Origin of the sequence: Xylanimonas protaetiae, from assembly GCF_004135385.1 — a bacterium.
Classification (GTDB): Bacteria; Actinomycetota; Actinomycetes; order Actinomycetales; family Cellulomonadaceae; genus Xylanimonas; species Xylanimonas protaetiae.
This window is the reverse complement of the sequence record NZ_CP035493.1, coordinates 663,561-679,128: the sequence shown is the minus strand read 5'-3', so window position 1 is coordinate 679,128 and position 15,568 is coordinate 663,561. Positions and strand designations below refer to the sequence as shown.

The window sequence follows — 15,568 nt, the reverse complement described above, 5'->3', positions numbered from 1 at the left end:
ACTGCCGGGCAGCCACCCCGATCCACAGGGTTACCCACAGGAGGCTCCGGGGTAGCGTCCGGAGGCAGGGGCCGCGCGGCAGGGTGGGCGCATGAGCCGGAGCGCCGAGGTGATGATCGCCCGCGAGCACAACCGGGACGCCCTGCGGCGCGACCTCGCCGCCGGCGTCCTCCTGCGGACGCGGCGGGGCGCCTACGTGCGCGCCGCGGACCTCGACGCCCGCGAGAAGGAGATCGCCCGGATCCGCTCCGTGAGCCGGCAGCTCGCCGCCCCGCACACGGTAGGTTTCGCATCGGCCGCGGTCGTCTACGGCGCGCCGCTCTGGCAGCCGCCGGGCCGGGTGCACGTGTACGTGGCCTCGTCCGGCTCGAGCCGCAGCGCGAAGGACGTCGCCCGGCACGTCACCGACGTCCCGCCGGAGCAGGCCGTCGTGCGCGCGCTCCCCGTGACGACGGTGATGCGCACCGTCGTCGACTGCGCCCTGACGATGCACCCGCTGGAGTCCCTCGTCATCGCCGACTGGGCGGTGGGCCGGCGCGGGCTCGACCGGGAGGAGGCCCTCGAGCTCGTGCGCGCACGACGCCGTCCCAACGGCAAGGCCACCGCCGAGCTCGTGCTGCGCATGGCGGCAGCCGGGGTGCGCTCGCCGCGCGAGACCTGGCTCCGGTACCTGACGCAGCGCGAGGGCCTCCCCGTGCCCGTGGTCGAACCGCCCATCGCCACACGACTCGGCGTCTTCCACTGCGACCTGGGCTGGCCCGAGCACGGCGTCTACGCCGAGTTCGACGGGCTCGTGAAGTACCGCGACGACGGCGTCCGTCCCGGCCACAGCGGCGCGAAGGAGCTCATCGAGGAGAAGCGCCGCTTCGACGCCATCCGCGAGACGGGAGCGAACCCGATCCGCGTCACGGTCAAGGACGACCCGAGGCAGGCGATGGCCCGCCTCAAGTCAGCCTTCCCCCCGGAGCTCCGGGCAACGTTCCGGCCCCACCCCAGGCTCCCGTGGCCGCCGTGACCCGGGCCGCCGTGACCCGGGCCCCGGGCGTCTGCCCGGCAGTTCGTCGTCAACCCGTGCCCCCGGGCGCACGGTCTGACGACGAACTGCCGGTCTGTGGCCCGCCAGACAAGAGAAAGGGTCGTTGCCCAAGGTAAGGATGTAGTAGCCTGAGGCAATGACATCCGCTCCTGCTCTCGCCTCCGAGCTGCGGGTGGGGACCGGCCGGTTCCTCCGGCGCCTGCGCGCCGAGCGTGGTGACGCCGACCTGCCCGCCGCCCAGTTCGGCGTCCTGACCGAGCTGACCCGGCGCGGCCCGCTCACCCCGGGCGAGCTCGCCCACTCCGAGGGCGTCCGGCCGCCGGCCATGACGCGCACGGTGAGCGCGCTCGTCGACCTGGGCTTCGTGACCAAGTCCGAGCACCCCACCGACGGCCGCCTCGTCGTCGTCGACCTCACCGACGCCGGACGGCGCGAGGTCGCCGAGACCCGACGGCGCCGCGACGCCTGGCTGTCCCTCCGGCTCGGCGCCCTCACGCCGCAGGACCGGGCCACCCTGGCCCGGGCCAACGACCTCCTCCAGACCCTGGCCTCGGGCTGAGCCCGCGGGCCCGCCCGCCGACGTACCCCCGCACGCAACGCACCTGACGACACGAGACGAACCGACAAGACGACATGGCCTCGACCTTCTCCTCGCTCCGCTACCCCAACTACCGCATCTGGTTCGGCGCCGCCCTCGTGGCGAACGTCGGCACCTGGATGCAGCGCGTCGGGCAGGACTGGGTGGTGCTCACCCAGCTGACCCACAACTCGGGCACCGCCGTCGGGTTCACCACCGCCCTGCAGTTCCTGCCGTTCCTGCTGCTATCGCCCTACGCGGGCCTGCTCGCGGACCGCCTGCCGCGCCGCAAGCTGCTCATGGCGACGCAGGGGGCCATGGGCCTGCTGGCGTTCGTGCTGGCCGCGCTCACGCTGACAAACACCGTCCAGCTCTGGCAGCTCTACGTGCTCGCGTTCCTCACGGGCGTCGCCTCCGCGATCGACTCGCCCGTGCGCCAGACGTTCGTCGCGGAGATGGTCCCCGCCGACAAGCTGCCCAACGCCATCGGGCTCAACTCGGCGTCGTTCAACGCGGCCCGCCTCATCGGGCCGGGCGTGGCCGGCCTGCTGGTGGCGGCCGTCGGCGCCGGCTGGGTGTTCCTCATCAACGGCATCAGCTTTGCCGCCACGATCGCCGCCCTCGCCGCGATGGACGCGAGCACGCTGCGCACGCTCCCCGTCGCGCCGCGCAGCAAGGGGCAGATCCGCGAGGCCGTCCGGTTCGTGCGCGGGCGGTCCGACATCGTCCTGGTCATGACCGTCATGGCCGTCGTGTCGATGTTCGGCCTGAACTTCCAGCTCACGTCCGCGCTCATGGCGCGCGTCGAGTTCGGCAAGGGCGCGGGGGAGTACGGCGTGCTCGGCTCGGTGCTCGCCATCGGCTCGCTCGCGGGCGCGCTGCTCGCTGCCCGCCGCGACCGGCCGCGCGTGCGCCTGGTTCTCGGCGCCGGGTTCGCGTTCGCCGCCGCGACGACGCTCAACGCGCTCATGCCCACGTACGTGGCCTTCGCGGTGACCGCGATCCCCGTGGGCCTCGCGTCGCTCACGATGATGACGGCGGCCAACGCCACCCTCCAGACGTCGGTCGACCCCGTGATGCGCGGCCGCGTCATGGCCCTCTACATGATGGTGTTCCAGGGCGCGACGCCGATCGGCTCGCCGCTGGTGGGATGGATCGGCCAGGTGGCCGGTCCGCGCTGGGCGATCCTCTCGGGCTCGATCGCCACGTTCGCCGTCGTCTCGGCCGTGACCGTGTGGGCCGTGCGGAACTGGAAGGTCAAGCTCGAGCCGCACCTGCACCCGCGCCCGCACCTCGACGTCGTCCACCCGGTGCGGACCCCGGTCGCGATGCCGGACGTCGTGGCGGCCTGACCGGCCCAGGCCACCCGCCCAGCCCGGCCCAGGAGGCCCCGGCCACGGCGCGCCAAGCAACGAGCGCCGTGCCGCCGGGCCTCGCACGCCCTCCCCAGGTCGTTACCCCGGGCAAGGACCTACGGTGGGAAGGCCATGGCCTCCGCGACGTTCGCCTCCCTCCGCTTCCCCAACTACCGCCTGTGGTTCGCCGCTGCCCTCGTCGCCAACGTCGGCGCATGGGCGCAGCGCGTCGGCCAGGACTGGATCGTCCTGACCCACCTGACCGACAACTCGGGCACGGCCGTCGGCTTCTCCGTGGCGATGCAGTTCCTGCCCGTGCTGCTCCTGTCCCCGTACGCGGGCGTGCTCGCCGACCGCCTGCCGCGGCGTCGTCTGCTCATGACGACGCAGGCCCTCATGGGGCTCAACTCGGTGGTCCTGGCCGTGCTCGTGCTCACGGGCGCCGTGCAGCTGTGGCACATGTTCGCGCTGGCCCTGGTGGGCGGCTGCGTCTCGGCGATCGACAACCCGGTGCGCGCGACGTTCGTCTCCGAGCTCGTGCCAGAGGCCAACCTCACCAACGCCGTCGGCCTCAACTCCGCGTCGTTCAACGCGGCCCGGCTCGTCGGGCCGGGCATCGCCGGCCTGCTCATCGCCGCCGTGGGCCCGGGCTGGGTGTTCGCCATCACGGCCGCCACGTTCGCCCTGTCGATCACGGCGATGGCCGCGATGAACCCCCGGACGCTGCACCTGCTGCCGCAGGCGCCCCGCGCCCGCGGGCAGCTGCGCGAGGCCGTCGCCTACGTCCGCGGCCGCGGCGACATCCAGGTGATCATGCTGGTGGTCGGCGTCGTGACGATGTTCGGCCTGAACTTCCAGCTCACCAGCGCGATGATGGCGCGCGTCGAGTTCGGCCTGGGGCCGGGGGAGTTCGGCATGCTCGGCTCGGTGCTCGCCGTCGGGTCGCTCGCCGGCGCGCTGCTCGCCGCGCGACGCAAGGAGCCGCCGCGCGTGCGGGTCGTGCTCGGCGCGGCGCTCGCCTTCGGGATCGCGCAGGGCGTCTCGGCGCTCATGCCGTCGTACCTGACGTACCTGCTGCTCGCCGCGCCCATCGGGTTCGCGTCGCTGACCATGCTCACGGCCGCGAACGCCGCCCTCCAGACGTCGGTCGAGCCGGCGATGCGCGGCCGCGTCATGGCGCTCTACATGATGATGTTCCTGGGCGGCGCGCCGATCGGCTCCCCGCTGGTGGGCTGGGTCGGCGAGACCTTCGGCCCCCGCGTCGCGATCCTCGTGGGTGCGGTCGCCACGCTCGTCGTCGTCGTGGCCGCCTGGACGTGGGCGCACCGCCGCTGGCGGGTCCGCTACCGCGTCACGCGCCCGGCGACCTTCCCGCAGCTCGAGATCGTGCACCCCGAGCGGGAGCTCGCGGCTTAGGCCAGGTGCTCGACGACGTAGTCGACCGACTGCGTCAGCGCCTCGACGTCGGCCGGGTCGACGGCCGGGAACATGCCCACGCGCAGCTGGTTGCGTCCCAGCTTGCGGTACGGGAAGACGTCGTAGACGCCGTTCTCGCGCAGCGTCTTCACGACGGCGGTCGCGTCGATCGACGCGTCCAGGTCGATCGTGCCGACGACGGTGCTGCGGTGCTCCTTTTCCGCGACGAACGGCGTGGCCCACGCGCGGGCCTCGGCCCAGCCGTACAGGATCTCCGCGCTCGTGCGGCTGCGCGCCACCGACCACGCCAGGCCGCCCTGCGCGAGCAGCCAGTCCACCTGGTCGGCGAGCATGACGAGCGTCGCCACGGCCGGCGTGTTGAGCGTCTGGTCGGCCCGCGAGTTCGTCAGCGCCGTCGTGAACGACAAGAACTCCGGCACCCAGCGGCCCGACGCCGCCGCGCCGGCCTCGACGCGCTCCGCCCGCTCGATCGCGGCGGGCGACGCGACGGCGAGCCACAGGCCGCCGTCGGCCGCGAACACCTTCTGCGGCGCGAAGTAGTACACGTCGGTCTCCGCGAGGTCGACGGGCAGCGCCCCCGCGCCCGACGTCGCGTCCACGAGCATCAGGCCGGTCGAGCCGGGCACGCGCACCGGGGTGACCATCGCACCGGTCGAGGTCTCGTTGTGCGGTGTGGCGTGCACGTCGACGGGGTCGTCCTTCGGCGACGGCTCCAGCAGCGCGACCGACCCGGCGTCGGCGCTCAGCACCTGCGGCGCGCGCAGGAACGGCGCCCCCGCCGTCGACGCCGCGAACTTCGCCCCGAACTCGCCGAACGCGGCGTGCTGCGCGCGACGCTCCACCAGGCACGCGGTGGCGACGTCCCAGAACGCCGTCGAGCCGCCGTTGCCGAGCACCACCTCGTACCCGTCGGGGGCGTCGAAGAGCGTGGCCAGCCCCGCTCGGATGCGGCCCACGAGCTGCTTGACGGGCGGCTGACGGTGCGACGTCCCCAGCACGGCGGCCCCGGCGGCGGCCAGCGCCTCCACCTGCCCGGGGCGGACCTTGGACGGCCCGGCACCGAACCGGCCGTCAGCAGGGAGCAGGTGAGCGGGGATCGTCAGCGCCATGCCCATAGACTAAGCGGGCCCGCTGCCCTGCCCCGTGCCGTCTCGGCGCGGGTCGCCGGGGCGACGGGTCGGCCCCGGGCGACCGAGAGGGAGAGTCGTGACTGACCTGATCGACACCACCGAGATGTACCTCAAGACGATCTACGAGCTCGTCGAGGAGGGCATCACGCCGCTGCGCGCCCGCATCGCCGAGCGGCTGGGCCACTCCGGCCCGACGGTGTCCCAGACCGTCGCCCGCATGGAGCGCGACGACCTCGTCGTCGTCACCGGCGACCGGCACCTCGAGCTCACCGACCGCGGCCTGCGCAAGGCGCGCCGCGTCATGCGCAAGCACCGCCTCGCCGAGCGCCTGCTCACCGACGTCATCAAGCTCGACTGGGAGCAGGTCCACACCGAGGCCTGCCGCTGGGAGCACGTCATGAGCGAGGACGTCGAGCGCCGCCTCGTCACGCTGCTCGACCACCCGCACTCCGACCCCTACGGCAACCCCATCCCCGGCCTGTCCGAGCTCGGCGACACCGAGCGCGAGGTGCCCTACCTCGCCGGCGTCACGCCGCTGCCCGGCGTGTTCGAGGCGCTCGCGGCCGTCGCCGCGCCGACCGCCGACGGGCCCGTCGCGATGACCCTCCAGCGCATCGCCGAGCCGCTCCAGACCGACGTCGAGCTCCTCGGCCGGTTCGAGGCCGTCGGCCTCGTCCCCGGCGTCGCGATCACCGTGACCCCCGGCGACGGCGAGTACGCCGTCGTCGTCGACGCCGCCGAGCACGGCATCGACCTCGCCGACGACGTCGCCCGGCACCTCTTCGTCACGACCCGCTGACCTGACGCGTCTCCGTCGGGTCTCGTGACCGGAACGTGACACACGCCGTCCGGTCCGCTACGGTCGGTGACGCACTCAGGGTTTCCCCTGAGCGCGTGCGGTCGGACGCCGAACCCTGCCACCGGCCGCGCCACGGACTGACGACCCGAAGGCAGGGACGGGGGAACCACCACCGGGCACCGCATGCGGTGCCCTCGGGGTGAAGCCGCGCGAGCGGCCGGGCGTACTCCTGCCCGAACCCGACAGCTCACCTCGTAGGCGACCAGGAGAGGTAGACCCGTGAGCGCTGGTAACGCAGCGCGGCATCGTGCCGCGCGCCGACCCGTGACCCCCCTCACCGAGATCGCCCAGACCGTCGGAGGCGCAGGCAAGCGTGCCGCCGTCGTCGCCACGGCGGGCGGCCTGATCATCTCGACCTTCGGCGCCACCGCCGCGCAGGCCGCCCCGGCCGCCAGCGGGGTCAGCACCGTCGACCTCGGCGCCCTGACCCAGCAGGCGCGCGAGGCGCTCGCGGCCGCGCCGGTCGTGACGGTCGCCCCGGACGCGCAGGTCCAGGTCGAGACGGTGTCCGCCGACACCGCCGTCCAGGTCACCCCCGCGCCGCGCCCTCGCGTCGCGACCCCCGCCCGCACGACGACCGCCTCGCGGTCGGCCGAGCGTGCCGCCCCCGCCGCCGCGTCCATCGGCGCCCCGGCCCCGGCGTTCGCGAACGGCTCCGCCGTCATCGAGATCGCGGCCCGCTACGTCGGCGTCCCGTACCTCGCCGGCGGCTCGACGCCCGCAGGCTTCGACTGCTCGGGCTTCACCTCCTACGTCTTCGCGCAGGTCGGCATCAGCCTGCCGCGCACCTCGAGCGCCCAGCGCGGCGTCGGGACCGTCGTCTCGCGCGCCGACGCCCAGCCGGGCGACCTGATCTGGTCCCCGGGCCACGTGGCCATCTACGCCGGCAACGGCATGCAGATCGACGCCCCGCGCCCCGGCAAGACGATCCAGTTCCGCTCGATCTGGCAGTCCAACCCGGTGTTCATCCGCGTGGGCTGAGCGCCACCCCAGCCTCTCCTCGACGTCCCGTCGCGCGGCCGCGCGGCGGGACGTCGTGCTGTATCGCACGCGCTCCCGGCGCTGACGCGTTTTGGCGCGAGGTCTGCGGCGCCGAGGCGTCGCAAAGTTGTCCGAGACTGATCCAGCTGTGATCCAGTCGTGACATTTGGTCGAGTGTCCGATAACGTTCCACTCGCCTGGCGCGGAAGCCTCCGCCCAGGCCCACGACCGGACGCCGAGCCCTGTCACCGGTCCGTGGTCGACGAGGATCCATGACAGGGACGGGGGACCCACTTCCGGGTTCCGCTCGCGGAGCCCTTGGGGTGAAGCCGGGTGTCACAGCCCGGCCGGGTACTTCTCCTACCCGAACCCGACAGCTCACCTCGCAGGCGGCAGGAGAGGGAACACGTGACCGCACGCACGACGAGCGCCCGGCATCGCGCCGCGCGCCGCCCGTTGACCCCGCTGAGCGCGATCAACCAGAACGCTGTTGTCGTCGGCCGCCGCGCCGCCGTCGTCGCCACCGCCGGTGGCATCCTCGTCTCGACGTTCGCGGGCACCGCGCACGCCGCACCGGTCCAGACGTCGGGCGCCACCAAGCTCAGCGCCGTCGACCTCGGTGCCCTCACCGAGCAGGCGCGCGAGGCCCTCGCGGCCGCGCCCGTCGTGACGGTCGCCCCCGACGCGCAGATCCAGGTCGAGGCGGTCTCCGCCGACACCGCCGTCAAGGTCACCGCCGCCCCCGTCGCCAAGAAGGTCGTCGCGACGCGGACCGCCGCCGCCTCGCGCACCGCCGACCGCGCCGCGGTCAACGCGCCGGCCGCCGCCTACAGCTCGCAGGCCGCGTCCATCGCGCTGCGCTACGTGGGCGTCAAGTACGTCGTGGGCGGCTCGACGCCCGCGGGCTTCGACTGCTCGGGCCTCGTCGCGTACGTGTACGCGCAGCTCGGCATCGACCTGCCGCACCAGTCGAGCGCGATCCGCGACTCGTCGCACACCACCCAGATCTCGCGCTCCGAGGCCCGTCCTGGCGACATCATCTGGTCGCCCGGCCACGTGTCGATCTACCTCGGCGACGGCATGCAGGTCGAGGCGTCCCGCCCGCAGGGCTGGACCGTCGGCGTCCACTCGATCTGGCAGTCCAACCCGGTGTTCCTGCGCGTCTCCTGACGCCGCACCGCGTCCCCCGGACGCCGCGTCACGCCTCCCGACGCCCCGGTTCGCTCCCCGAGCGGACCGGGGCGTCGTCGTGTAGACGTTCGACAACGTTTCAGCACGGGTTGTTGTCGCCCGATGCGCGACGACGTGCGCAGATACGTCACATCCGGGCTCCGGCAGCCCGGGACGGACCTATGCTTCTTTGCCAGGGCATTCGCTACCCTTTAAGGAGCGAGCACGCCCCGGCGCCGAGGATTCGGCGCACCTGCGAAGACGGAGGTGAACGATGACCCGACCGGAGATCGTCCTGGTGGGGGTGGACGGCTCGGCACCGAGCCTGCACGCGCTCGACTGGGCGGCCGCCTATGCCAAGCGCGTCGGCTGGGCGCTCCACATGGTGTGCAGCTACTCCCTCCCGTCGTTCACGGCGGCGTCTCTCGACGGCGGGTACGCCGCGCTCGACGACACGGCCATCCAGGAGGGTGCCAAGGCCGTCCTCGTCGAGGCGCAGGAGCGCGTGGCGGGTCACGGCCTGCCCGTGACGGCGTCGGTGGCGACGGGCGACGCGGCCGGGGTGCTGGTCGAGATGTCGAAGGACTACGGCCTCGCCGTCGTCGGGACGCGCGGGCGCGGCGGGTTCACCGAGCGGCTGCTCGGCACGGTCTCCTCCGCGCTGCCCGCGCACGCGAAGTGCCCCGTGGTCGTCGTGCCGCTGCGCACCCCGAAGTCCAACGGTGCTCCGGAGGCCGACCGGCGCGACGGCGACGTCGTGCACGAGGTGCGGCGCATCATCGTGGGCGTCGACGGGTCACCCTCGGCGGAGGCGGCGCTCAAGGTCGCGATCACGCAGGCGAAGGTGTGGGACGCAGAGCTCGTCGCCGTGGCGGGCGTGCCCGTGGGCAGCGGCGCGGGCGTGCTGGCCTGGCTGCCCGCGCAGATCGACCACGAGCAGGTGCTCGCCGACATCAAGGCCGGGCTGGACGTCATCGTCGACCGGTACGAGGCGGCGAACGACGGGCTGAAGATCAAGCGGATCGTGCTGGACGGCACGGGCGCGGAGCTGCTCACCGAGTTCTCGACGGCGGCCGACCTGCTTGTTGTCGGGTCGCGCGGACGCGGCGGCTTCCGGGGCCTGCTGCTGGGCAGCACCTCGCAGGCCGTGCTCCACCACGCCGCCTGCCCCGTCCTGGTGGTCAACCGGAAGAGCGACCCTGACGAGTAGGGTCAGGCGGCCCGAGGAGGGGTGCCGCGGCGCGCTAGCCTTGGCGCCGTGAGCATCCCTGCACCGTCGTCCGGACCCCGCACCGACCTCGCCGACCAGCTCCCCGCCCTGCGTGAGCAGTACGCCGCGCTGACGGAGCTGGGCCTCCGGCTCGACCTCACGCGCGGCAAGCCGTCCGCGCAGCAGCTCGACCTGGCCGAGCCGATGCTCGCGCTGCCCGGCGAGGGCGTGCACACGGACGCCGACGGCGTCGACGTGCGCAACTACGGCGGCCTCGACGGCCTGCCGCAGCTGCGCCGCATCTTCGCGGAGCTGCTCGACGTGCCCGTCGACCAGCTGCTCGCCCTCGGCAACGCCTCGCTCACCCTGATGCACGACACGTTCGCCTACGCGTTCCTGTGGGGCCCGCCGGGCTCGCCGCGGCCGTGGGGCCGCGAGGAGAAGGTCAAGGTCGTCTGCCCGGTGCCCGGGTACGACCGGCACTTCAGCGTCTGCGAGGCCTTCGGCGTCGAGATGGTCACCGTGCCGATGACGCCCGACGGCCCGGACGCCGAGGCCGTCGCCGCGCTCGTGGCCGACGACCCGACGGTCAAGGGCCTGTGGGTGGTGCCCACCTACGCCAACCCGGACGGTGCGGTCGTCTCGGAGGCCGTGGCCCGCCGCCTCGTCTCCATGCCGACGGCCGCCCCGGACTTCCGCATCCTCTGGGACAACGCGTACGCCGTGCACCACCTGACGGGCGACGAGGTCAAGTCCGCGAACGCGATCGACCTGGCCGCCGCGGCCGGCAACCCGGACCGCGTGCTCATGTACGCCTCGACGTCGAAGATCTCCTGGGCCGGCGCGGGCGTGGCGTTCCTGGCGTCGTCGCCGGCGAACATCGCCTGGTACAAGTCGCACCTGAGCGTGCAGTCGATCGGTCCCGACAAGGTCAACCAGCTGCGGCACGCGCTGTTCTTCGGGTCGGCCGGGGGCGTGCGCGCTCACATGCGCAAGCACCGCGACATCCTCGCCCCGAAGTTCGACGCCGTGAACCGCATCCTCACGCAGCGCCTGGGCGACCTCGGCGTCGCGCACTGGACCGTGCCGCAGGGCGGCTACTTCGTCTCGCTCGACGTCGTGCCCGGCACGGCCGCGCGCGTCGTCGAGCTGGCGAAGGGGGCGGGCATCGCCCTGACCCCGGCCGGGTCCACGCACCCGTACGGCAAGGACCCCCTCGACGCGAACATCCGCCTGGCCCCGTCGATGCCGCCGCTGGCAGAGGTGGAGCAGGCCATGGACGCGGTCGCGACGTGCGTGCTCCTGGCGGCGGCGGAGAGGGCCTGACGCCGGTCACCCGCGTCAGCCGCGTCATCCGGGTGAGCCGCGTCAGACCGGCAGTCCGTCGTCAGACCGTGCCCTCGGGCGCACGGTCTGACGACGAGCTGCCGGTCTGAAACCGCGCCGGCGGCGCGCCGAACGCCCGCCGCGACTGCGCGACGACGCCGTGGCCCAGCGCCCGGCCGCCGGCCAGGCCGACCGCCGCGCCGATGCCGAACGGGACGAGCCTCCCCAGCGCGAGCGTGCCGTGCTTGGCGAGCTGCTTCTTGAGGAACGTGCTGGTCAGCGCCTTGTTGACGCGGCGCACCGAGCCCTGCGGCATCGTCGTCAGCAGCACCTTGCCCCACGCCGTAGACGAGCCGCCGACGGCGGACTCGACGTCCTTCGCGCCCTTGGCGCCCAGGACGGAGGCCAGCAGCAGCGCCCGACGCCGCGGGACGTCCTCCGACCGCACGCCGTGCACCTCGGCCACGGCGAGCGAGAACGCCGCCGACGCCGCGAAGAACGTCGCCACGTCCGCGGTGGTCAGCGCGACGCCCGTCCCCGTGCCGACGGCGGGGATCGCGGCGGCGGCGCCCACCGCACCGCCCGCGGCCGCGACGACGCGCAGGTACTCCTTCTCCAGGAGCTGGATCACCTGCGCGGGGGATGCCTCGGGGTTGCGCCGGCGCACGGTGTCCACGTGCCTGCGGATGGTCGATGACGGCACCGTGACGGCCTTGTCGACGAACGCGTCGAGCAGCGACGCCGGCTTGTACGCCTCCCACCGCGACGGGTCGTCGTCGTCGCCCACCACGACCGTGGCGGGGTCCGAGGTCGACACGACGACGGCGCCCGGACCCGGCGGCACGGCGGTGGCGGCGCCGGGACCTGGCGGCACGACGGCCGCGGCGGCGTCGTCCGGCGGGACGACTCCGCCCGCGGCGTCCCGGCGTGACGACCTGCCGTCGCGCGCCGGCAGGTCGTCGCCTGCCGGCAGGTCGTCGCGCGCCGGCGTGGGCCGCCCCCAGCGTGGCACGGTCAGGCCTCGGACGCCGGGGGAGCGTAGGCGACCGGCGGCACGACGGCGCCGGCCTTGAGCGTGTTGCCGACCGTGCAGGCCCGGTCGATCGAGCGCTGCGCGAGCATGAGCGTCTTCTCGCGCGCGGCGTCGTCGAGCGACGACAGGTCGATCTCGAACGTCTCGTGCAGCTCGGGGTAGCGGTCCTCGGTCTCGTGCTTGGGGCCCTTGACCCGGATGACGAGCTCGTAGTCGTCGCCCAGCACGCGCGCGAACTTCGAGTCGGCGCTCATGCCGGCGCATGCGGCGAGCGCGACCTTGAGCAGCTCGCCCGGCGTGAACACCGCGCCGGCCTCCGCCGGGCCGATCGCGACGCGTGCCCCGCGCCCGGAGATGCCCGTGTACGTGCGGACGCCGTTGCGCTCGACCCACAGCGGGTCGGTCGGCACGGGGCTCATGGGCGCGGCGTCGTCGCTCGTCAGGGTCTGGTTGCTCTGCTCGGTCATACCCGAATCCTCCCATCCGCGGCCCCCGACGGACCGCACCGTCCGGTGCCAACCGCCGTCGGCGCCGGAGGCTTCCCGTCAGCCCGGCAGCTCGTCGTCACACCGTGCCCCCGGGCGCACGGTCTGACGACGAACTGCCGGGCTGCCGGCCGGCTGCCCGCCGGCTGCCCGCCGGGCTGCCCGCCCGGCGCGCGGGCCGCCGCGGGCGCTGGGAGGATGCGGCTCATGAGCGGCAGCGAGCCCGACGGCGGTGCGGTGGACCCGGAGCGGCGGCGCGCGAAGGTGCGCAACCGGATCATCCTGTGGGTCGCCCTCGCCCTCGTGCTGCTCGCGGGGGCTGCCGTCGCGGCGTCCGCCGTGCCACGCTGGTGGTCGCAGCAGATGGGCGAACTGTCCGACGGCGGGCTGGTGCGCTCGGCGCTGTGGGGCCTCGCGTTCGGGTTCGTGTTCACGTTCCTGCCCGCGCTCGTGATCTCGAGGACCGTGCGCCGGTGGAAGGGCTGGAAGGCGCCGCTCATCTGGATCGCGGTGGCGATCGTGCTCGCCGCACCGAACCTGTTCACGGCGTGGATCGTGTTCGGCACCAGCGGCGCCGCGCACGGGGCGGAGCGCACGCTCGACGTCCGCGCCCCCTACTTCACCGCCTGGACCGGCGTCGGCGCGGTGCTCGGCCTCGTCGTCGCCGTCGGGGGAGACATCTTCTGGCGCTCCTGGCGGCGGCGTGGCAAGAAGCTCAAGGAGCTGCGCGACGGCGAGGCGCCCGGCGGCGGGACCCCGCCCGCGCCTCCCCGCGGCGCCACGCCGCCGGGCGGACGCTGACGCGGCCTCCGCCGTCGCCTGTCAGAGGGCCCGGCCTAGAATCGCGGCCATGAGCGCCGTGCCCACCCCGTACGAGGACCTCCTCGCCGACGTCCTGAAGAACGGCACGCACAAGGAGGACCGCACCGGCACCGGCACCACGTCCGTGTTCGGGCGCCAGCTCCGGTACGACCTCGCGCAGGGGTTCCCGCTCGTCACCACCAAGCGCGTGCACCTCAAGTCGGTCGTGTACGAGCTGCTGTGGTTCCTGCGCGGCGAGTCCAACGTCCGCTGGCTCCAGGAGCACGGCGTCTCCATCTGGGACGAGTGGGCCTCGCCGTCCGGGGAGCTCGGCCCCGTCTACGGCGTCCAGTGGCGCTCCTGGCCCACGCCCGACGGCGCCCACGTCGACCAGATCCAGCAGGTGATCGAGCAGATCCGCGCCAACCCGGACTCGCGGCGGCTCGTCGTCAGCGCCTGGAACGTCGCCGAGATCCCGGACATGGCCCTGCCGCCGTGCCACCTGCTGTTCCAGTTCTACGTCGCCGACGGCAGGCTGAGCTGCCAGCTCTACCAGCGGTCGGCCGACCTCTTCCTCGGCGTGCCCTTCAACATCGCGTCCTACGCGCTGCTCACCCACATGGTCGCCGCACAGACCGGGCTCGACGTCGGCGAGTTCGTCTGGACCGGCGGCGACTGCCACGTCTACGACAACCACCTCGAGCAGGTGCGCGAGCAGCTCTCGCGCGAGGCGTACCCCTACCCGACGCTGTCGCTGGCGCCGCGGGGCTCGATCTTCGACCACGAGTACGAGGACGTCGCGGTGCTCGGGTACCAGCACCACCCCGCGATCAAGGCGCCCGTCGCCGTCTGATGATCGCCCTCATCTGGGCCCAGGCCCGCGACGCCGCCGGACGCCCCGTCATCGGGGCCGCCGGCGACATCCCGTGGCGGGTGCCGGAGGACTTCGCCCGCTTCAAGGCGCTCACCTCCGGGCACCCGGTGGTCATGGGCCGGGCCACGTGGGACTCCCTGCACCGCCGGCCCCTGCCCGGGCGCACCAACGTCGTCGTCACCCGGCAGCACGGCTGGTCCGCCGACGGCGCGGCCGTCGCGCACGGGCTGCACGAGGCGATGGCGCTCGCCACCGCCGCACCCGGTGGCGACTGCGTCTGGGTGATCGGCGGCGAGCAGGTGTACGCCGAGACGGTCGCTCTCGCGGACCGGCTCGAGGTCACGGAGATCGACCTCGAGGTCGAGGGCGACGCCGTGGCCCCCGCGATCGACCCCGTCGTCTGGCACGAGTCCGAGCACGGCCGCGGCGGCTGGGCGGGGTCCGCGCGGGACGGGTCGCCCCGGTACCGGTTCCGGACGTACGTGCGGCGCTGAGCCGCGCGACATCCGGGGCGCCCGGCGCCACGGCGCCCCGGCGGCACGGTGCGTCGCCCCGAGGCGCGTCGTGCGCCCGAGGAACCACGCACGCGGGCCGTGCTTCCCGGTGTCACGTGACGTCCGCCCCGGTCCCGCGGGCGAGGCTGGTCGTCCGACAGGCGTGCCCTCCACCGGCGCGCGCCGTCCGCCGACCCGCACGACCGCCGAGTACCCGGAAGGACCCGACCGCATGGTGCACGCCCCCGCACGGCCGAGCAGCACGAGGCCCGCGCCCGCGCTCGGCTCGGTCGCGCTCACGCTGCTCCTCGTGGCGCTCCTCGGGCTCGTCGCCGCCGTCACGGTGGCCCCGCGGCTCGTGGGAGCCGTGCCGCTCGCCGTCGCGAACGACTCGATGCAGCCGTCGATGGCCCGCGGCGACCTCGTGGTGGTGCGGCCCGTGCCCGCGGAGCTGCTCGAGGTCGGCGACGTCGTCGCCTACCGTCCCGTCCCGGGGTCGGGCGAGGTCGTGACGACCCGTGTGACCGACGTCGTCGTGCGTGACGGCGCGGTGGTGCACCTCCAGACGCAGGGCGACGCCAGCCCCTACCCCGACGGGCCGATGGACCGCGAGCAGCTCAAGGGCCGCGTCGCCTACGCGGTGCCGCTCGTGGGGCGGGTCGCGCAGCAGCCGTGGCTGCTGGCGGCGGTGACGCTCGGTGGTGCGGTGCTGGTCGGCGCGACGGCGCTGGTCCTCGTCGGCCCCGCCGCGCCGCGCCCCACCTGGACCCGCCGCCTCGTGACCGCGGACGGGGTGTGAT

The 15,568-nt window shown here is 74.0% G+C and carries 16 protein-coding genes and 2 riboswitches; of the genes, 13 read left to right on the top strand and 3 right to left on the bottom strand.

All coding sequences use genetic code 11. The annotated features are described in order from the left end of the window. Nucleotides 1-91: 91 nt before the first annotated feature. The 4 genes from ET471_RS02990 to ET471_RS02975 all read left to right on the top strand — a co-directional run bounded on the left by ET471_RS02990 (nt 92) and on the right by ET471_RS02975 (nt 4,384). Nucleotides 92-1,015 (top strand): hypothetical protein, encoded by a 924-nt coding sequence (locus tag ET471_RS02990; RefSeq protein WP_129186535.1) that lies wholly within the window; start codon nt 92-94, stop codon nt 1,013-1,015. Between the two features lie 157 nt (nt 1,016-1,172). After that, a complete protein-coding gene (locus ET471_RS02985; RefSeq protein WP_129186534.1) occupies nt 1,173-1,595 on the top strand; it encodes a MarR family winged helix-turn-helix transcriptional regulator in 423 nt (140 codons plus the stop codon). A gap of 74 nt (nt 1,596-1,669) precedes the next feature. Beyond that, nucleotides 1,670-2,965 carry an MFS transporter gene (locus ET471_RS02980; RefSeq protein WP_129186533.1) on the top strand — a complete coding sequence of 432 codons (1,296 nt, stop codon included), beginning with the start codon at nt 1,670-1,672 and terminating at the stop codon, nt 2,963-2,965. A 135-nt stretch (nt 2,966-3,100) separates the two neighbouring features. After that, the gene (locus tag ET471_RS02975; protein WP_129186532.1) at nt 3,101-4,384 is read left to right on the top strand and encodes an MFS transporter; all 1,284 of its coding nucleotides are present in this window, start codon (nt 3,101-3,103) and stop codon (nt 4,382-4,384) included. On the opposite strand, the gene serC is transcribed toward ET471_RS02975, so the two are convergent. Next, nucleotides 4,381-5,520, bottom strand: a complete 1,140-nt coding sequence (serC, locus tag ET471_RS02970; protein WP_242496405.1) for a phosphoserine transaminase — start codon at nt 5,518-5,520, stop codon at nt 4,381-4,383. The two genes, ET471_RS02975 and serC, sit on opposite strands and share 4 nt — an antisense overlap. Before the next feature lie 91 nt (nt 5,521-5,611). Here serC and ET471_RS02965 point away from each other — a divergent pair, with 91 nt between their 5' ends. The 5 genes from ET471_RS02965 (at nt 5,612) to ET471_RS02945 (ending at nt 11,081) form a co-directional block, all read left to right on the top strand. Beyond that, on the top strand, nt 5,612-6,334 hold the full coding sequence (locus ET471_RS02965) for an iron-dependent transcriptional repressor DtxR (RefSeq protein ID WP_129186530.1): 723 nt from the start codon (nt 5,612-5,614) through the stop codon (nt 6,332-6,334). Nucleotides 6,335-6,462: 128 nt separating this feature from the next. After that, nucleotides 6,463-6,610, top strand: a riboswitch (cyclic di-AMP (ydaO/yuaA leader). A gap of 48 nt (nt 6,611-6,658) precedes the next feature. Continuing rightward, the gene (locus tag ET471_RS02960) at nt 6,659-7,375 is read left to right on the top strand and encodes a C40 family peptidase (protein ID WP_242496404.1); all 717 of its coding nucleotides are present in this window, start codon (nt 6,659-6,661) and stop codon (nt 7,373-7,375) included. 250 nt (nt 7,376-7,625) lie between these two features. Then, nucleotides 7,626-7,783, top strand: a riboswitch (cyclic di-AMP (ydaO/yuaA leader). Next, nucleotides 7,784-8,545, top strand: a complete 762-nt coding sequence (locus ET471_RS02955) for a C40 family peptidase (protein WP_129186528.1) — start codon at nt 7,784-7,786, stop codon at nt 8,543-8,545. A 274-nt stretch (nt 8,546-8,819) separates the two neighbouring features. Then, nucleotides 8,820-9,755 (top strand): universal stress protein, encoded by a 936-nt coding sequence (locus tag ET471_RS02950; RefSeq protein ID WP_129186527.1) that lies wholly within the window; start codon nt 8,820-8,822, stop codon nt 9,753-9,755. 48 nt (nt 9,756-9,803) lie between these two features. Beyond that, nucleotides 9,804-11,081, top strand: a complete 1,278-nt coding sequence (locus ET471_RS02945) for an aspartate aminotransferase type Ic (protein ID WP_129186526.1) — start codon at nt 9,804-9,806, stop codon at nt 11,079-11,081. Between the two features lie 61 nt (nt 11,082-11,142). On the opposite strand, the gene ET471_RS02940 is transcribed toward ET471_RS02945, so the two are convergent. Both ET471_RS02940 and ET471_RS02935 read right to left on the bottom strand, forming a co-directional pair. After that, on the bottom strand, nt 11,143-12,093 hold the full coding sequence (locus ET471_RS02940) for a hypothetical protein (protein ID WP_242496403.1): 951 nt from the start codon (nt 12,091-12,093) through the stop codon (nt 11,143-11,145). 2 nt (nt 12,094-12,095) lie between these two features. After that, complete coding sequence (locus tag ET471_RS02935) at nt 12,096-12,581, bottom strand: OsmC family protein (RefSeq protein ID WP_129186525.1); 486 nt, start codon at nt 12,579-12,581, stop codon at nt 12,096-12,098. 225 nt (nt 12,582-12,806) lie between these two features. Between ET471_RS02935 and ET471_RS02930 the strand changes: the two genes are divergently transcribed. From ET471_RS02930 to ET471_RS02915, 4 genes are all read left to right on the top strand, one after another. After that, a complete protein-coding gene (locus ET471_RS02930) occupies nt 12,807-13,400 on the top strand; it encodes a hypothetical protein (protein ID WP_129186524.1) in 594 nt (197 codons plus the stop codon). Nucleotides 13,401-13,449: 49 nt separating this feature from the next. Next, nucleotides 13,450-14,253, top strand: coding sequence for a thymidylate synthase (locus ET471_RS02925; protein WP_129186523.1), 804 nt, complete (start codon nt 13,450-13,452; stop codon nt 14,251-14,253). Continuing rightward, complete coding sequence (locus tag ET471_RS02920) at nt 14,253-14,768, top strand: dihydrofolate reductase (protein WP_129186522.1); 516 nt, start codon at nt 14,253-14,255, stop codon at nt 14,766-14,768. Before ET471_RS02925 ends, ET471_RS02920 begins: the two co-directional genes overlap by 1 nt. 232 nt (nt 14,769-15,000) lie before the next feature. Further along, complete coding sequence (locus ET471_RS02915; protein ID WP_129186521.1) at nt 15,001-15,567, top strand: signal peptidase I; 567 nt, start codon at nt 15,001-15,003, stop codon at nt 15,565-15,567. Nucleotide 15,568 lies beyond the last annotated feature (1 nt).

Bases quoted from the DNA above. Each gene is read 5' to 3' on its own strand.
- ET471_RS02990 (WP_129186535.1), top strand. From the start codon at position 92: ATGAGCCGGAGCGCCGAGGTGATGATCGCCCGCGAGCACAACCGGGAC.
- ET471_RS02985 (WP_129186534.1), top strand. From the start codon at position 1,173: ATGACATCCGCTCCTGCTCTCGCCTCCGAGCTGCGGGTGGGGACCGGC.
- ET471_RS02980 (WP_129186533.1), top strand. From the start codon at position 1,670: ATGGCCTCGACCTTCTCCTCGCTCCGCTACCCCAACTACCGCATCTGG.
- ET471_RS02975 (WP_129186532.1), top strand. From the start codon at position 3,101: ATGGCCTCCGCGACGTTCGCCTCCCTCCGCTTCCCCAACTACCGCCTG.
- serC (WP_242496405.1), bottom strand. From the start codon at position 5,520: ATGGGCATGGCGCTGACGATCCCCGCTCACCTGCTCCCTGCTGACGGC.
- ET471_RS02950 (WP_129186527.1), top strand. From the start codon at position 8,820: ATGACCCGACCGGAGATCGTCCTGGTGGGGGTGGACGGCTCGGCACCG.
- ET471_RS02935 (WP_129186525.1), bottom strand. From the start codon at position 12,581: ATGACCGAGCAGAGCAACCAGACCCTGACGAGCGACGACGCCGCGCCC.
- ET471_RS02930 (WP_129186524.1), top strand. From the start codon at position 12,807: ATGAGCGGCAGCGAGCCCGACGGCGGTGCGGTGGACCCGGAGCGGCGG.
- ET471_RS02925 (WP_129186523.1), top strand. From the start codon at position 13,450: ATGAGCGCCGTGCCCACCCCGTACGAGGACCTCCTCGCCGACGTCCTG.
- ET471_RS02920 (WP_129186522.1), top strand. From the start codon at position 14,253: ATGATCGCCCTCATCTGGGCCCAGGCCCGCGACGCCGCCGGACGCCCC.
- ET471_RS02915 (WP_129186521.1), top strand. From the start codon at position 15,001: ATGGTGCACGCCCCCGCACGGCCGAGCAGCACGAGGCCCGCGCCCGCG.